Source organism: Pseudomonas sp. A-1, assembly GCF_004801855.1.
Lineage (GTDB): Bacteria > Pseudomonadota > Gammaproteobacteria > Pseudomonadales > Pseudomonadaceae > Geopseudomonas.
In genome coordinates this window covers 1-15,322 of sequence record NZ_SSTC01000027.1, presented here as the reverse complement: position 1 = coordinate 15,322, position 15,322 = coordinate 1, and the positions used below count along the sequence as shown (strand labels likewise).

The following is a 15,322-nucleotide window of genomic DNA, read 5'->3' as shown; positions in this document are numbered from 1 at the left end:
GGCGAGGGCCGCCTTTCCGACGCCTCGTCCATAGAGACGATGCCACGTCCCGCCTGCGCTGCGAATACTCTGTGCACCATCCCCCGAACCCGCGAGGCAGAGCATGAACGCTCCGGCTACCTTCGACCCGCAGGCCTTCCGTGCCGCCCTGGGCACCTTCACCACCGGGGTGACCATCATCACCACCCGCACCGCCGAGGGCGAGGCGGTCGGCATCACTGCCAACAGCTTCAACTCGGTGTCGCTCAATCCGCCGCTGGTGCTGTGGAGCCTGGCCAAGAGCTCACGCAGCCTGCCGGCGTTCAGCGAAAGCCGCTTCTGGAACGTGCACGTGCTGGCCGCCGAGCAGGAGCCGCTGTCCGGGCGCTTCGCCACCCAGGGCAGCAACAAGTTCGCCGGCATCGAGCTGGACGACGGCATCGGCCCGGCGCCGCTGCTGCCCGGCTGCACCGCGCGCTTCCAGTGCCGCACCGCCTTCCAGTACGAGGGCGGCGACCATGTGATCTTCGTCGGCGAGGTGCTCGCCTTCGACAGCAGCGAGCGGCCGCCGCTGGCCTTCCAGAGCGGCCAGTACGCGCTGGCCGCGCGCAAGCCGCGCCAGGAACTGCGCCTGGGCGCCACCCCGCCGCCGGAGTGCAGCTACACCGAGGACCTGCTCGGCTACCTGCTCGGCCGTGCCCACTACCAGATGCTCGACAGCCTGCGCCGCCTGCTGGCCGCGCAGAGCCTCGACGAGCACGTGTTTTTCATCCTCTCGGTGCTGTGCATCAGCGACAACCTGACCCTCGACGAGCTCAACGCCTTCGTCGGCTACACCGGCCACCGGGTGAGCGCACAGACGCTGGCCGAGCTGGAGCGCAGCGACCTGATCGCCGGCGAGCAGGACGCCGACGGCGAGCGCCGCTACCTGCTGACCGCTGCCGGCCGCGAACGCTCGCTGCACGAGATCGCCCTGGCCAAGGCCGTCGAGAGCGAGGTCGCCGACAAGCTGGAGCCCGGCGACGTGATGGCGCTCAAGGTGCTGCTCAAGCGCCTGGTGGCCGCCACCGATCCCGGTCTGCCCGACCTGTGGGCGGCGCGCTGAAACCTTTCCCGGACCGACAACAACGACAAGGAGATACGCCATGACCATCCTGCAGCGCTTCAACCTCGACGGCAGCGTCGCCGTGATCACCGGCGGTGGCCGCGGCATCGGCCGCGCCATCGCCCTCGCCTACGCCGAAGCCGGCGCCGACGTGGTCTGCGCGGCGCGCACCCTGGCCGACGTGCAGGGCGTGGCCGACGAGGTCCGCGCCCTGGGCCGCCGCGCCCTGGCGCTGACCTGCGACGTCAACGATGGTGCGCAGCGCGAGGCGCTGGTGGCGGCCGCCCGCGAGCAGTTCGGGCGCATCACCCATCTGGTCAACAACGCCGGCGGCGCCGGGCCCAACGACCCGCTGACGCTGACCCCGGAGCGCCTGGAGGAGATCCTGCGCTTCAACGTCACCTCGGCCTACCACCTCACCCAGCTGTGCGTGCCGCACATGCGCGAGGCCGGCGGCGGCAACGTCATCAACATCACCTCCGGCGCGGCGCGCTACGCCCAGCGCCAGTTCAGCGCCTACGGCACCGCCAAGGCAGCACTGACCCAGATGACCCGTCTGCTGGCCCAGGACTTCGCCCCTCAGGTGCGGGTCAACGGCATCGCTCCCGGACCGATCCTCACCGATGCCCTGCAGCGGGTGATGCCGGCCGAGATGCGCATCGCGATGGAAACCGGCACCCCGCTGGGCAGCCTCGGCGAGGTCGAGGACATCGCCTGCGCCGCCCTGTACCTGGCCAGCCCGGCGTCGCGCTGGGTGACCGGCAAGATCCTCGAGGTCGACGGCGGCGCCGAGAACAGCGTCTGGCCGGGCTGAAAGACGCTGTAGGGGCGAATTCATTCGCCCACATGCCCCGGCAAGGCGAATGAATTCGCCCCTACAAGAAGGCAATCGCATGAACGAATCCCTGATCGATACCCTCGGCGACGAGCTGTTCGCCGCCCTGCGCGACCGGCGCACCCTGGCGCCGCTCACCGAGCGCCACCCGGACATCACCCTAGACGACGCCTACCGCATTTCCCTGCGTTTCCTCGCCCAGCGCGAGCAGCAGGGCGAGAAGGTGATCGGCAAGAAGATCGGCGTCACCAGCAAGGCCGTGCAGGACATGCTCAACGTCCACCAGCCGGACTTCGGCTTCCTCACCGACCGCATGCAGGTGGCCGACGGCAGCGATGTCAGCCTCGCCGAGCACCGCCTGATCCAGCCGCGCGCCGAGGGCGAGATCGCCTTCATCCTCACCGAGGACCTGGTCGGCCCCGGCATCACCGCCGAGGACGTGCTGGCCGCCAGCGCCTGGGTGGTGCCCTGCTTCGAGATCGTCGACTCGCGCATCCACGACTGGAAGATCCGCATCCAGGACACCGTGGCCGACAACGCCTCCTGCGGCGTGTTCGCCCTCGGCGAGCAGCGCATCGACCCGCGCAGCCTGGATCTCGCCGCCGTGCGCCTGGAGATGAGCAAGAACGGCCAGCCCGCCGGCAGCGGCCTGGGCAGCGCGGTGCAGGGCCATCCCTGCGCGGCGGTGGCCTGGCTGGCCAACACCCTGGGCGAGCTGGGCATCCCGTTCCGCAAGGGCGAGGTGATCCTCTCCGGCGCCCTCGCCCCGCTGGTGCCGGTGACGGCCGGCGATCAGATCCACCTCTCCCTCAGCGGCCTGGGCGAAGCCTCGCTGCGCTTCGTGCCCTGATGTCCCCCTTTTCGAGAGCGAAACCATGACCAAGAAGATCAGATGTGCCCTGATCGGGCCGGGCAATATCGGCACCGACCTGCTCTACAAGCTCAAGCGCAGCCCGGTGCTGGAGCCGGTGTGGATGGTCGGCATCGACGCCACCTCCGAGGGCCTGGCCCGCGCCCGCGAGCTGGGCCTGAAGACCACCAGCGACGGCGTCGACGGCCTGCTGCCGCACGTGCTGGAAGACAACATCCAGATCGCCTTCGACGCCACCTCGGCCTACGTGCACGCCGAGAACAGCCGCAAGCTGAATGAGCTGGGCGTGCTGATGATCGACCTGACCCCGGCCGCCATCGGCCCCTACTGCGTGCCGCCGGTCAACCTCAAGCACAACCTCAAGGCCGGGGCGATGAACGTCAACATGGTCACCTGCGGCGGCCAGGCGACCATCCCGCTGGTGGCGGCGGTGTCCAGCGTGCAGCCGGTGGAGTACGCCGAGATCGTCGCCACCGCCGCCTCCAAGTCGGTCGGCCCGGGCACCCGCAAGAACATCGACGAATTCACCCGCACCACCGCCGGCGCCATCGAGAAGGTCGGCGGCGCCAAGCAGGGCAAGGCGATCATCGTCATCAACCCGGCCGAGCCGCCGCTGATCATGCGCGACACCGTGCACTGCCTGACCGAGACCGCGCCGGACCGCGAAGCAATCACCGCCGCCATCCTGGCGATGACCGAGCAGGTGCAGCAGTACGTGCCGGGCTACAAGCTGGTCAACGGCCCGGTGTTCGACGGCAACCGCGTGTCGATCTTCATGGAGGTGGAGGGCCTGGGCGACTACCTGCCCAAGTACGCCGGCAACCTCGACATCATGACCGCCGCCGCCGCGCGCACCGCCGAGATGTTCGCCGAGGAAATCCTCAGCGGCGAACTGACCCTCGCCCCGCAACCCGCCCTCGCCTAAGGAGCCGACCATGGATCTTCGCGGCAAGAAAATCACCGTCCACGACATGTGCCTGCGCGACGGCATGCACCCCAAGCGCCACCAGATCAGCCTGCAGCAGATGAAGGACATCGCCAGCGGCCTGGACGCCGCCGGCGTGCCGCTGATCGAGGTCACCCACGGCGACGGCCTCGGCGGGCGCTCGGTGAACTACGGCTTCCCGGCGCACAGCGACGAGGAATACCTGTCGGCGGTGATCCCGCTGATGAAGCAGGCCAGGGTCTCCGCCCTGCTGCTGCCGGGCATCGGCACCGTCGACCACCTGCGCATGGCCCACGAGCTGGGCGTCTCGACCATCCGCGTGGCCACCCACTGCACCGAGGCGGACGTCTCCGAGCAGCACATCAGCATCGCCCGCCAGTTGGGCATGGACACCGTCGGCTTCCTGATGATGGCGCACATGAACAGCCCGGAAGGCCTGGCCAGGCAGGGCAAGCTGATGGAGAGCTACGGCGCCAACTGCGTGTACATCACCGACTCGGCCGGCTATATGCTGCCCGACGACGTGGCCGCGCGGGTCGCCGCGCTGCGCGAAGTGCTCGATCCGGCCACCGAGATCGGCTTCCACGGCCACCACAACCTGTCGATGGGCGTGTCCAACTCCATCGCCGCCATCGGCGCCGGCGCCACCCGCATCGACGCCGCCTGTGCCGGCCTCGGCGCCGGGGCCGGCAATACGCCGATGGAGATCCTCGTCGCGGTGTGCGACCGCATGGGCATCGAGACCGGCGTCAGCGTGTTCGGCATCCAGGACGTGGCCGAGGACCTGGTGGTGCCGATCATGGACTTCCCGATCCGCAGCGACCGCGACGCCCTGACCATGGGCTACGCCGGGGTCTACGGCTCGTTCCTGCTGTTTGCCAAGCGCGCCGAGAAGAAGTACGGCGTGTCGGCCCGCGAGATCCTCGTCGAGATGGGTCGCCGCGGCATGGTCGGCGGCCAGGAGGACATGATCGAGGACACCGCGATGACCATGGCCCGCCAGCGCGGCCTGCCGGTCTGAGCGTCGCCGGCCTGGCGCCGCCGAGGCGCCAGGCCGGTTAGTGGTATCCGCCCGGCCGCGCGGGGTGTATTGCGCGGCCGGGCCATCCCCCGACCGGACCGGCCGGGCGCCGTGACGGCATCGCGAGCCGCCCGACCGCCGGGCCGGCCCTCTGCAAGGAGGCCGCCATGGCCCGCGCCACCCCCTCCCCCGGCCTGTGGCACAGCCACGGCCTGCTGTTCCTGCTGGCCCTGATGTACGCCGACAACTTCGTCGGCCGCCAGATCCTGGCGGTGATGATCGAGCCGATCAAGCAGGAGTTCGGCGCCAGCGACAGCGCCATGGGGCTGATCTCCGGCCTCGCCTTCGCCGCCGTCTACGCGGTGCTCGGCCTGCCGGCCGGGCGTCTGGCCGACCGCCTGCCGCGCACCCGCCTGCTCGCCGCCTCCTGCCTGCTGTGGGCGCTGGCGACCATGGCCTGCGGCCTGGCCGGCGGCTTCCTGGTGCTGGTGCTGGTGCGCATGGCGGTGGCCAGTGCCGAGGCGCCGGCGACGCCGACCGCCTTCTCGCTGATCGCCGACCTCTATCCGCCGCACCGGCGCTCGTTCGCCATCAGCTGCTTCACCGCCGCGCCGACCTTCGCCGCACTGATCGGCCTGTCGGTCGGCGCCTGGCTGGTGGAGACCCACGGCTGGCGCACCACCTTCATCCTCATCGGCCTGCCGGGGCTGCTGATCGCTGCGCTGCTGGCCGTGACCGTGCGCGAGCCGCAGCGCGGCCGCTGGGAGATCAGCCATGTGCCGGCGGCGCCGCAGGGCATGCTGCGCACCGCGCTGGAGCTGTGGCGCGAACCGGCGCTGCGCTGCCTGCTGGTCGCCGGCGGCTTCTGCACCCTGAGCGGCTACGCCCTGGCGATGTGGAACGCCAGCTTCCTGGTGCGCTCCCACGACCTGTCGCTGCAGCAGGCCGGCCTGCTCGCCGGGCTGGTCGGCGGCGGCGTGGCCGCCATCGGAACCCTGACCAGCGGCTGGCTGACCGACCACCTGGCGCAGCGCAGCCGCCTGTGGCTGCTCGGCATCCCGCTGCTCGGCAATCTGCTCGGCGCCCTGGCGATCACCGCCTACCTGCTCTGGCCGGCCGGCACCCTCGCCCAGTTCGGCGCCCTGGCGGTACCGACCGCGCTGCTGTGGTGCGCGCTGGCCTGCTTCTTCAGCGTCTGGTGGGTGGCGCCGTCCTACACCCTGATCACCCATCTGGTCGCCCCGGACCGGCGCGGCACGGCGATGGCGCTGCAGACCATCCTCTCCACCATCCTCGGCGTCGGCCTCGGCCCGCTGGCCACCGGCATGCTCAGCGACCTGCTGCTGCCGACCTTCGGCCAGGAGTCGCTGCGCTACGCCCTGCTGGCCAGCAGCCTGACGGTGGTGGTGCCGGTGCTGTTGCTGCTGCGGGTCTACGCACTGAGTCGCGAGAGCGAGGCGGCGCTGGCCTGGCGGCCGCAGTGAGGCTTCCGGCAGCCCGCCCCACGGCGGGCTGCCGGAAACACCGACGCACGGACAAAAAAAGACGGTAACCCCCCTGGAGGTTACCGCCAAACACGCTCGACCGTTTTGTTGCGAACAGGCGGCCTGACCGCCTCAGAAACCGTTGATAAATGGCGCCAGGCCCATCCGCGAGAGGATCAGGCCCATGAAGTCGTCCGCGCGCAGCCGTTCGGCATAGGGATCGTGGACGCAGAGGAATACCAGCAGCAGTGCCGTCATGACGAAGAACAGAAGCAGTATCAGTTTTTGTTTTTCCAGCTTCATCGGATTCACTCCGCCCGGCGGACATGGCCCGGGAATGATTCGTTGCGATCCTCATGCTACTCGCGAAGAAAATGCCGACATCGTCCATGCGGACTACGGCCGCGGGCAATGGAAGCGGTAATTTCCGCCGGCGGCGCACGCGCCGCGGACAAGCTCCCCCACTCCAACGACAGGATGCCCCCACCATGCTGCGCCGCCTTCTGGCAGTGACCCTGCTGCTCCTGACCACCCTGCCCGCCTGGGCCACCACCGACGCCAGCGACCGTCTGCACGCCATGCGCAGCCACGGCTTCCTGCTGGTCGCCAACGTGCTGGTGTATTTCAACTATCACGACTCGGCCTCGACCTTCTCCCCGGAGGTTCGCGAGGCCTACCGGGCACACCTCGCCAGCCTCGGACGCCTGGCCGGCGAGGCGCCCGCCACCCCGGGGCTCGGCGAGGCCGTGCAGGGCCTGCAGGAGGCGCTCGCCCAGCTCGAGAAGCAGCCGGAGGATGCCGCCGGACAGTACGCCCGCTGGATCAACCCGCTGCTGCGCGCCCACGGCGAGCTGGAGAAGGCCGCCGCGGCAGCCTATGGCGGAACGGGCGCCGACGACTCGCCGGCCGGGCGGCTGCAGCAGCAGAGCCTCGATCTGGGTCGCCTGCTGCTGCTCTACGAGACCCAGGCCTTCACCAACCTGGGGATCTTCGCCGTGGACTTCCACGAGGACAGCTTCCGCGAGATCGACCAGCGCGTCGCCGCCCGCCACGCCGCACTGCTCGAGGAACTGCCGGACGCGGGCGCCACGCTCGGCAAGGTATGGACGGACTACAACTTCATCCGCCCGCACCTGCTCGACTCCGGCAAGGGCGTCGCCTCGCGCAGCGCGGTGCGCTATCTGGGCAAGGGCATCGAGCGCCTGGACCAGCTGGCGCTGGCCAGGCGCTGAGGACTAGCGCGGGACCACGGGTAGCCCGAAGCCCCCGGTCGGAGAGCGCGAAACTTCCATGATCACCGCCCGGAGGGCCTGCGCCGCGCTCGACAGCTTGCGCCCGGCGTGGCACAGCAGGCCCACCCGCCGCTCGACGACCGGCTCGTCCAGCGGCACACAGACCGCGCCAAGTTCCTGCATCTGGCGGATGCACAGCGACGGGATCGCGCTCACCCCCAGACCGCAGGCCACCATGCGTCCCACGGTGACCAGTTGGTGGCTCTCGAAGGCGACCGTCAGCGTGCGCCCGCTGCGCGCCAGGCTCTCCTCGAGCAGCAGGCGTAACGCCGACGGCCGCTGCAGGGCGATGAAGTCGCCCTGCAGCAGTTGTTCCCAACCGACCTGCGCCTGCCGGGCCAGCGGCGAGTCGGCCGGCAGCACGGCGACGAAGCGGTCGGCGTACAGTTCGGTGAACTCCAGCTCTCCGGCCTGCTCGGGCTCGAAGCCGATGCCCAGCTCGACCCGGTGGTTGCGCACCATCTCCAGCACCTGCTCGTTGATCACGTCGTGCACCGCCACGTTGACCCGCGGATGGCGGTCGCGAAATGCCCGGAGCAGCAACGGCAGCTGGTTGGCGGCGAAGGAAGGCATGGCCGCGATGGCCACCTTGCCCAGCTGCAGGGTGAAGTGCTGACGCAGCAGCTCCTCGGTGTTGTCCCAGTCGGCGAGCAGGCGGCGGGCCAGCGGCAGCAGCGTCTCGCCTTCCGGGGTCAGCGCCACGCTGCGCGTGGTACGCACCAGCAGGGGACCGCCGAGGGAGTCCTCCAGGCTCTTGATCGCCAGACTCAACGCCGGCTGCGACAGGTGCAGACGCTCGCAGGCCTGGGCGAAGCTCAGGCTCTGCGCCACGGCGAGGAAGGCGCGCAACTGCTTGACGGTCATTGATTTGTTTTCCCGATCAATCGATTTCAAAAACAAACTTAACAAATCAACGCCGAACACAGAAGCTCTCGGTCAACGCCCGGCAGCGCGGCTGCCGGCTCGACGACGACAAGAGGCGCAGCAATGAGTGGACTCGACAAGCGAGTAGGCAGCTACGAGGAAGCCCTGGCCGGGCTGACCGACGACATGACCATCCTGGCCGGCGGTTTCGGCCTGTGCGGCATCCCGGAAAACCTGATCGCGGAAATCCGCCGCCGCGGCACCCGCGGCCTGACCGTGGTTTCCAACAACTGCGGGGTGGACGGCTTCGGCCTGGGCGTGCTGCTGGAAGACCGGCAGATCCGCAAGATGATCGCCTCCTACGTCGGCGAGAACGCGCTGTTCGAGCAGCAGTTGCTCAATGGCGAGCTGGAGGTCGAGCTGACTCCGCAGGGCACCCTGGCCGAGCGCATCCGCGCCGGCGGCGCCGGGATCCCGGCCTTCTTCACCGCCACCGGCTATGGCACCGCGGTGGCCGAGGGCAAGGAGACCCGCCAGATCAAGGGCCGCCACTACATCCTCGAGGAAGCCATCACCGGCGACTTCGCCATCGTCAAGGGCTGGAAGGCCGACCACTACGGCAACGTGATCTACCGCCACACCGCGCAGAACTTCAATCCGCTGGTGGCCAGCGCCGGGCGGATCACCGTGGTCGAGGTGGAGGAGATCGTCGAACCCGGCGAGCTGGAGCCCAGCCAGATCCACACCCCCGGCATCTACGTCGACCGGATCATCCAGGGCAGCTTCGAGAAGCGCATCGAAAAGCGCACCGTGCGCGCCTGACCCTTTCGCCATTACCTGACAAGAAGAGGCCTGCGATGGCACTTACCCGCGAACAGATGGCTCAGCGCGTCGCGCGCGAGCTCAAGGACGGCTACTACGTCAACCTCGGCATCGGCATCCCGACCCTGGTGGCCAACTACGTGCCCGAGGGCATCGAGGTGATGCTGCAGTCGGAGAACGGCCTGCTCGGCATGGGCGCCTTCCCCACCGAGGAGGAACTGGACCCGGACATGATCAACGCCGGCAAGCAGACGGTCACCGCCACCAGGGGCGCGGCGATCTTCGACTCCGCGCAGTCCTTCGCCATGATCCGCGGCGGCCACGTCGACCTCACCGTGCTCGGCGCCTTCGAGGTGGACGTGCAGGGCAACATCGCCTCCTGGATGATCCCCGGCAAGCTGGTCAAGGGCATGGGCGGCGCCATGGACCTGGTGGCCGGCGCGGAGAACATCATCGTGCTGATGACCCACGCCTCCAAGGACGGCGAGTCCAAGCTGCTGCCGCGCTGCAACCTGCCGCTGACCGGCGCCGGCTGCATCCGCCGGGTGCTGACCGATCTCGCCTATCTGGAGATCGAGAACGGCGCCTTCGTGCTCAAGGAGCGCGCACCGGGGGTGAGCGTCGAGGAGATCGTCGCCAAGACCGCCGGCGAACTGGTGGTGCCGGAGCACGTCCCGGAAATGCACTTCGCCTGACGCCCGATCCGGCACCGAACCAACGGCAGGGTGGGAAACTCGCGCAGCGATTTCCCACCAGGCGGGGCGCAGCGACAGCCGCCTCGCCCGCCAGCGCAGCCCGCAATCACAACAAGGGAAGCCCCCCCATGCACGAAGTCGTCATCGTCGCCGCCACCCGTACCGCCATCGGCGCCTTCCAGGGCGCGCTGAGCGCCATCCCCGCCGCCGAACTGGGCGCCACCGTGATCCGCGCCCTGCTGGAGAAGACCGGCCTCGACCCGGCCGCCGTCGATGAGGTGATCCTCGGCCAGGTGCTCACCGCCGGCGCCGGCCAGAACCCCGCCCGCCAGGCCGCCATCCTCGCCGGCCTGCCGCACGCCGTGCCGGCGCTGACCCTCAACAAGGTCTGCGGCTCCGGCCTCAAGGCCCTGCACCTGGCCGCCCAGGCGATCCGCTGCGGCGACGCCGAGGTGGTGATCGCCGGCGGCATGGAGAACATGAGCCTGTCGGCCTATGTGCTGCCCAAGGCGCGCACCGGCCTGCGCATGGGCCATGCGCAGATGCTCGACAGCATGATCCACGACGGTCTGTGGGACGCCTTCCACGACTACCACATGGGCATCACCGCCGAAAACCTGGTGGAGAAATACGGCCTGTCCCGCGAGGAGCAGGACGCCTTCGCCGCCGCCTCGCAGCAGAAGGCCTGCGCGGCGCTGGCGGCCGGCCGCTTCACCGACGAAATCACCCCGGTGCCGATCCCGCAGCGCAGGGGCGAGCCGCTGCCCTTCGCCGTCGACGAGCAGCCGCGCGAGGGCACCAGCGCCGAGAGCCTGGGCAAGCTCAAGCCGGCGTTCCGGAAGGACGGCAGCGTCACCGCCGGCAACGCCTCGACCCTCAACGACGGCGCCGCCGCAGTGCTGCTGATGAGCGCCGCCAGGGCCGAGCGACTGGGCCTGCCGGTGCTGGCGCGCGTCAAGGCCTATGCCAACGCCGGCGTCGATCCGGCGATCATGGGCATCGGCCCGGTGGCCGCCACCCGCCGCTGCCTGGACAAGGCCGGCTGGCAACTCGCCGACCTCGACCTGATCGAGGCCAACGAGGCCTTCGCCGCCCAGGCGCTGGCGGTCGGCAAGGAACTCGGCTGGGACACGGAGAAGGTCAACGTCAACGGCGGCGCCATCGCCCTCGGCCACCCGATCGGCGCCTCCGGCTGCCGCATCCTGGTGACCCTGCTCCACGAGATGATCCGCCGCGACGCCAGGCGCGGCCTGGCCACCCTGTGCATCGGCGGCGGCCAGGGCGTGGCGCTGGCCATCGAGCGCCCCTGAGCGTGACAACCCCGGCGCCCGACGGCGCCGGGTGATCGACCGCCTGCAGGGGTGACGGCTCGCTTCCGCCGAGCAGCTAGCGCGTCTGCGCGGCGCCGCGGCCGAGCAACCTGGTCGCCCCCTGCGCCTTGCGGGTGAACCACAGCACCCGGCTCACCCCGCGGGTGATCGCCACGTAGGCCAGGCGCAGGCTCTCGTCCTGCATGGCCTGGTCGTAGCTGTTGCGGAAGAAGCCCGAGCGGGCGTACAGCGCGTTGCGCAGCGGGTGCGGCTCGGGCGCCGCGCAGTCGTCGACGATGATCGCCACCTCGGCCTGCAGCCCCTTGGCGCGGTGGATGGTCAGCGCCTTGACCGGCAGCTTGCGGCCCAGTTCGCGCTGGATCTGCTGCAACGGCTCGTTGCGCCGGCTGAGCAGCAGCACCGCGATGCGTTCGGCGCTCTGCCGGCTGGCGGCGTGCTCGCACTGGGCGCGCACCTGCGCGAGCAGCTCGGGCATACGGCTGTTCAGCTCGAAGCCGGTCACCACCTGCACGCCATGGTCGCCCGGCTGCACGGCCCTGGCCGCCTGGCTGGTCTTGGCCTGCTTGACCGCCACGGCGGCGAGCACCCGCTCGCCGTCGCGGATCACCGGCTCGATGGAACGGTAGTTGGTGGAGAGGTTGAGCACCGCACTGGCCTTCGCCTTGCCCTTGCCGGGAAAGTGCCTGTCGAAGTCCATGAACAGCTCCGGCGAGCTGCCGCGCCAGCCGTAGATCGACTGCCAGTCGTCGCCGATGGCCATCAGGCTGACCGGCTCGCCGCGGCGCGCCAGGCTGGCGTGGACGGCCTGCAGCCACTGGACGATCTGCGGCGAGATGTCCTGGAATTCGTCGATCAGCAGATGGGCGAAGGGCGCCAGGGCCTCGCCCGCGATGCCCTCGCCGCCCTCGGCCAACTGGCGGGTGAGGCGCTGGAAGGCGCCGTTGAAGGTCAGCAGCCCCTGCTCCTCGAGAACCGCCTCGAAGTGCTTCCAGAACGCCACCAGCGCGGCGACGAAGCTGCGCTCGCGCTCCGGGCAGTCCAGCGCCCCGGCATCCAGCTGGTCGATGCGCAGGCCGATGCTATCGATGAAGCCGGCCTGGGCGTAGAAGGCCTCGAACAGCGGCACGGCGGCGAACTCGCCGGCCAGGCGCAGACCGTCCAGCGGTGCGCGGCCGCGCTTGCCGCTCGGCGCCGGCAGGCCGAGCAGCGCGTGCACCCGCTCGGCGAAACCCGGCTCCTCGGCATAGCAGCGCTGGTAGGCCTGCTTGAGCAGGCGCTGCTGGGCAGGCCGCAGGCGGCCGCCGCCCAGCGGGGTGTCCGGCTCGTCGGTCGCGGCGGCCCGGTCGTCCAGCTGCTCGAACCAGGCCGGGGTGCACAGCTGCGTGCGGGCCAGCTGCGCCATCGCCGAGTGGAAGGTGCGCACGCAGTGGCGGGCCTGCGCCTCATTGAAGGGGTACTGCCAGAAGCCCAGCACCCGCAGCAGCTGCTCGCGCAGCTCGGCGCAGGAGGCGTTGGTGAAGGAAATCACCGTCAGCCGCTCGGCCGGGATGCCCAGGTGGCAGAGCATGAACACCACGCGCAGCACCAGGGTGGTGGACTTGCCGGAGCCGGCGCCGGCGAAGATGCGGGTCGCCGGCTGGCGGGCGAGGATCATCGCCCACTGCTCGTCCGAAGGCGCGCGGATCACCCCGGCGGCCACCGCCTCGGCCACCCGCGCGCGCATGGCCTCGACCTGCGCGGGCTCGACCGCCAGCAGCGCCGGGCCGTAGATGCCGGCGCCGCCGCGCGGCCTGGCCGGGGCCCGCGGCTTGTCTGCCTTGTCGGCCTTGGTTGTCTTGGCTGACCTGGCGCCTGGCTGCTTCGCCGCCGGGCGGGCCTTGCCGGCCGACGCCTTGCCCTGCTTGTTGGCCCGCGGCGCCGGCGCCTGGTGGAACAGCGCGGCCTCGCGCTCGGCGCGCAGGTAGGCCACGGTGCGCGGGAAGTAGCGCGCCAGGACTCCGGAGAGGAGCAGTTTGTAGCGCTTGACGGCAGACAGCATGCGACGGTTTCCGGTCAGGACATCAGATGGGGCGGCACTATGGTAAGGGATTTGCCCGGAGCCGGCAGGCGGCGGCACGCCGCCATCACCCCCTCCCCGGCGTCCTGCCCCGTGCCCGCCAGCGCGCGTCGATCCGCGCCCGGAACCGGCAGCGCCTGCGCGGGATCTGCTCCGCTCTGGCCGGAATCCAGACGGCCTTTTCTCTTCCTCTTCCACGCCAGCCACTCCCGGCAGGCCGATTTCGTACCGGCCAGCGACAGTGGAGCGGCATTTCCGCCTATCAGATTGGATAAGTCCTGTTTATACAATCATAGAATCGACTGTTTCATGTACAGCATATCTGCGTATCATGCTACATATGTACATAACACGTAATACAGTACGAAATCGTAGGAGCGACCCATGGCCCGAGGCGGCATCAACAAGGCGCTGGTCCACAAGGCCCGCCAGACCCTGCTGGCGCGCGGCGAGCACCCCAGCATCGATGCGGTACGCGTCGAGCTGGGCAATACCGGCTCGAAGACCACCATCCACCGCTACCTCAGGGAGCTGGAGGCGTCCGAAAGCGAGCGGCCCGTACAGGAAGTCACGCTCGGCCAGGAGCTTGGCGAGCTGGTGGCGCAACTGGCGGCGCGCTTGGAGGAAGAAGCGCAGCAGACGGTGGCGCCGGAGCGCGAGGCCCTGGCCCGCGAGCGGGTCGAGTACCAGCAGCAGCTGACCGAGGCAGCCGGGCGCATCCGCCAGCTCGAAGCCGACAACGCCGCCCTGAGCGGGCAGCTGCAGGCCGCGCGCGCTGCCTGCGCAGAGGAGCAGCAGCTGCGCCACCAGGCGCAGATCGAGGGCGCGCGCCTGCTGCAGGCCGGCGAGGATCTGGCCGCACGCCTGGCCGATCGCGACGCCCAGGTCGTTTCGCTGGAGCAGAAGCACCAGCACGCGCGCGAGGCGCTGGAGCACTACCGCACGGCCAGCAAGGAGCAGCGCGAACAGGAGCAGCGCCGCCACGAGGCGCAGGTGCAGCAGCTGCAGGTGGAGCTGCGTCAGCTGCAGCAGACCCTGATCGTCAAGCAGGACGAGCTGACCCGGCTGAATCGCGACAACGAGCGCCTCGTCACCGAGGCCCGGCAGCTGCGCAGGGACATGGCGGGCCGGGAGGCCGACCTTGAGCGCCAGGCCAGCGCCTGCGCCGGCCTCAGGGAGCAGCTCGGCCTGGCGGAGGCCGGCAAGTCCCTGCTGCAGTCGCGCGTTGAGGATCTCCAGGGAGAGCTTGCCCGACAGGTGGAGGGCATGACCCTGCAGGCGCGCCAGACGGAGGCGCTGCAGGCGAGCCTGATCGAGATGGCCGCCCAGCTGCGGCTGGCCGCCGCACATGCACCTGCCGAGCGCGCCGAGCCCCACGGCGTCGAAGGCGAGGCAACCGGGGATGTGCCCGGTGCCGGCTCATCCGCGGAGGCCGCGGCCGAGGCGCGGGACGACTCCGCATCCTGACTCCGCCGCGAACGCCCGGCCGGCGCCAGCTCCGGCCGGGCACCTCCACCCCTGCCCGCGGATTTTCCACCCGCAAAATCCACCCCCGGTTCGACGCCGGCAAGGGGGCCAGCCTGATAGAAACTGCCGCCAGCAGCGCCGTCTTGCGCCTCGGACAAGGCCATCGGCGCGGAAAACCACCCAGAACAAATCCAAGAGGAGAACGCCATGGCTGAAGCAAAAGTGCTCAGTGGCGCCGGCCTGCGCGGCCAGATCGCCGGACAGACCGCCCTGTCCACCGTCGGCAAGGAAGGCGCCGGCCTGACCTACCGCGGCTATGACGTGCGCGAGCTGGCCAAGGACTGCCTGTTCGAGGAAGTCGCCCACCTGCTGTTCTACGGCGAACTGCCCACCCAGGCCCAGCTGGACGCCTACCTGACCCAGTTGCAGACTCAGCGCGACCTGCCCCAGGCCCTCAAGGAAGTGCTCGAGCGCATCCCGGCCAGCGCCCACCCGATGGACGTCATGCGCACCGGCTGCTCGATGCTCGGCAACCTGGAGCCGGAAGAGAGCTT

General features: G+C 70.0%; 15 protein-coding genes. 12 read left to right on the top strand and 3 right to left on the bottom strand.

Translation table 11 applies throughout. The features are described from left to right. Positions 1-103 precede the first annotated feature (103 nt). From E5198_RS08250 to E5198_RS08225, 6 genes are all read left to right on the top strand, one after another. Positions 104-1,084 carry a flavin reductase gene (locus E5198_RS08250; RefSeq protein WP_136489522.1) on the top strand — a complete coding sequence of 327 codons (981 nt, stop codon included), beginning with the start codon at positions 104-106 and terminating at the stop codon, positions 1,082-1,084. 40 nt (positions 1,085-1,124) lie between these two features. After that, the gene (locus tag E5198_RS08245; RefSeq protein ID WP_136489521.1) at positions 1,125-1,898 is read left to right on the top strand and encodes a glucose 1-dehydrogenase; all 774 of its coding nucleotides are present in this window, start codon (positions 1,125-1,127) and stop codon (positions 1,896-1,898) included. Positions 1,899-1,977: 79 nt separating this feature from the next. Further along, positions 1,978-2,769, top strand: a complete 792-nt coding sequence (locus E5198_RS08240) for a fumarylacetoacetate hydrolase family protein (protein WP_136489520.1) — start codon at positions 1,978-1,980, stop codon at positions 2,767-2,769. A gap of 25 nt (positions 2,770-2,794) precedes the next feature. Continuing rightward, the gene (locus E5198_RS08235; RefSeq protein WP_136489519.1) at positions 2,795-3,715 is read left to right on the top strand and encodes an acetaldehyde dehydrogenase (acetylating); all 921 of its coding nucleotides are present in this window, start codon (positions 2,795-2,797) and stop codon (positions 3,713-3,715) included. Positions 3,716-3,725: 10 nt separating this feature from the next. Beyond that, complete coding sequence (gene dmpG, locus E5198_RS08230) at positions 3,726-4,757, top strand: 4-hydroxy-2-oxovalerate aldolase (protein WP_136489518.1); 1,032 nt, start codon at positions 3,726-3,728, stop codon at positions 4,755-4,757. 167 nt (positions 4,758-4,924) lie between these two features. Further along, the gene (locus E5198_RS08225) at positions 4,925-6,241 is read left to right on the top strand and encodes an MFS transporter (protein ID WP_136489517.1); all 1,317 of its coding nucleotides are present in this window, start codon (positions 4,925-4,927) and stop codon (positions 6,239-6,241) included. Between the two features lie 132 nt (positions 6,242-6,373). Here the strand turns inward: E5198_RS08225 and E5198_RS21500 are convergent, their stop codons facing one another. Then, complete coding sequence (locus tag E5198_RS21500; RefSeq protein WP_168772498.1) at positions 6,374-6,544, bottom strand: hypothetical protein; 171 nt, start codon at positions 6,542-6,544, stop codon at positions 6,374-6,376. Between the two features lie 185 nt (positions 6,545-6,729). On the opposite strand from E5198_RS21500, the gene E5198_RS08220 reads away from it, so the two are divergent. Next, entirely contained in the window at positions 6,730-7,473 is a 744-nt protein-coding gene (locus E5198_RS08220; protein WP_136489516.1) for a hypothetical protein, read from the top strand. 3 nt (positions 7,474-7,476) lie between these two features. Here E5198_RS08220 and E5198_RS08215 read toward each other — a convergent pair whose 3' ends face one another. Further along, a complete protein-coding gene (locus E5198_RS08215; RefSeq protein WP_136489515.1) occupies positions 7,477-8,397 on the bottom strand; it encodes a LysR family transcriptional regulator in 921 nt (306 codons plus the stop codon). Positions 8,398-8,520: 123 nt separating this feature from the next. Here E5198_RS08215 and E5198_RS08210 point away from each other — a divergent pair, with 123 nt between their 5' ends. The 3 genes from E5198_RS08210 (at position 8,521) to E5198_RS08200 (ending at position 11,224) form a co-directional block, all read left to right on the top strand. Beyond that, positions 8,521-9,219 (top strand): CoA transferase subunit A, encoded by a 699-nt coding sequence (locus E5198_RS08210; RefSeq protein ID WP_136489514.1) that lies wholly within the window; start codon positions 8,521-8,523, stop codon positions 9,217-9,219. Positions 9,220-9,254: 35 nt separating this feature from the next. Then, positions 9,255-9,914: a CoA transferase subunit B gene (locus tag E5198_RS08205; protein WP_136489513.1), complete on the top strand. Its 660-nt coding sequence runs from the start codon at positions 9,255-9,257 to the stop codon at positions 9,912-9,914. Between the two features lie 128 nt (positions 9,915-10,042). Continuing rightward, complete coding sequence (locus tag E5198_RS08200; protein ID WP_136489512.1) at positions 10,043-11,224, top strand: acetyl-CoA C-acetyltransferase; 1,182 nt, start codon at positions 10,043-10,045, stop codon at positions 11,222-11,224. Between the two features lie 76 nt (positions 11,225-11,300). Here E5198_RS08200 and E5198_RS08195 read toward each other — a convergent pair whose 3' ends face one another. After that, positions 11,301-13,283 carry a DEAD/DEAH box helicase gene (locus tag E5198_RS08195; RefSeq protein WP_136489511.1) on the bottom strand — a complete coding sequence of 661 codons (1,983 nt, stop codon included), beginning with the start codon at positions 13,281-13,283 and terminating at the stop codon, positions 11,301-11,303. A 402-nt stretch (positions 13,284-13,685) separates the two neighbouring features. Here E5198_RS08195 and E5198_RS08190 point away from each other — a divergent pair, with 402 nt between their 5' ends. Next, positions 13,686-14,768 (top strand): DNA-binding protein, encoded by a 1,083-nt coding sequence (locus E5198_RS08190; RefSeq protein WP_136489510.1) that lies wholly within the window; start codon positions 13,686-13,688, stop codon positions 14,766-14,768. A gap of 207 nt (positions 14,769-14,975) precedes the next feature. After that, a partial coding sequence (locus tag E5198_RS08185; protein WP_305956038.1) for a citrate/2-methylcitrate synthase occupies positions 14,976-15,322 on the top strand: 347 nt, incomplete at its 3' end.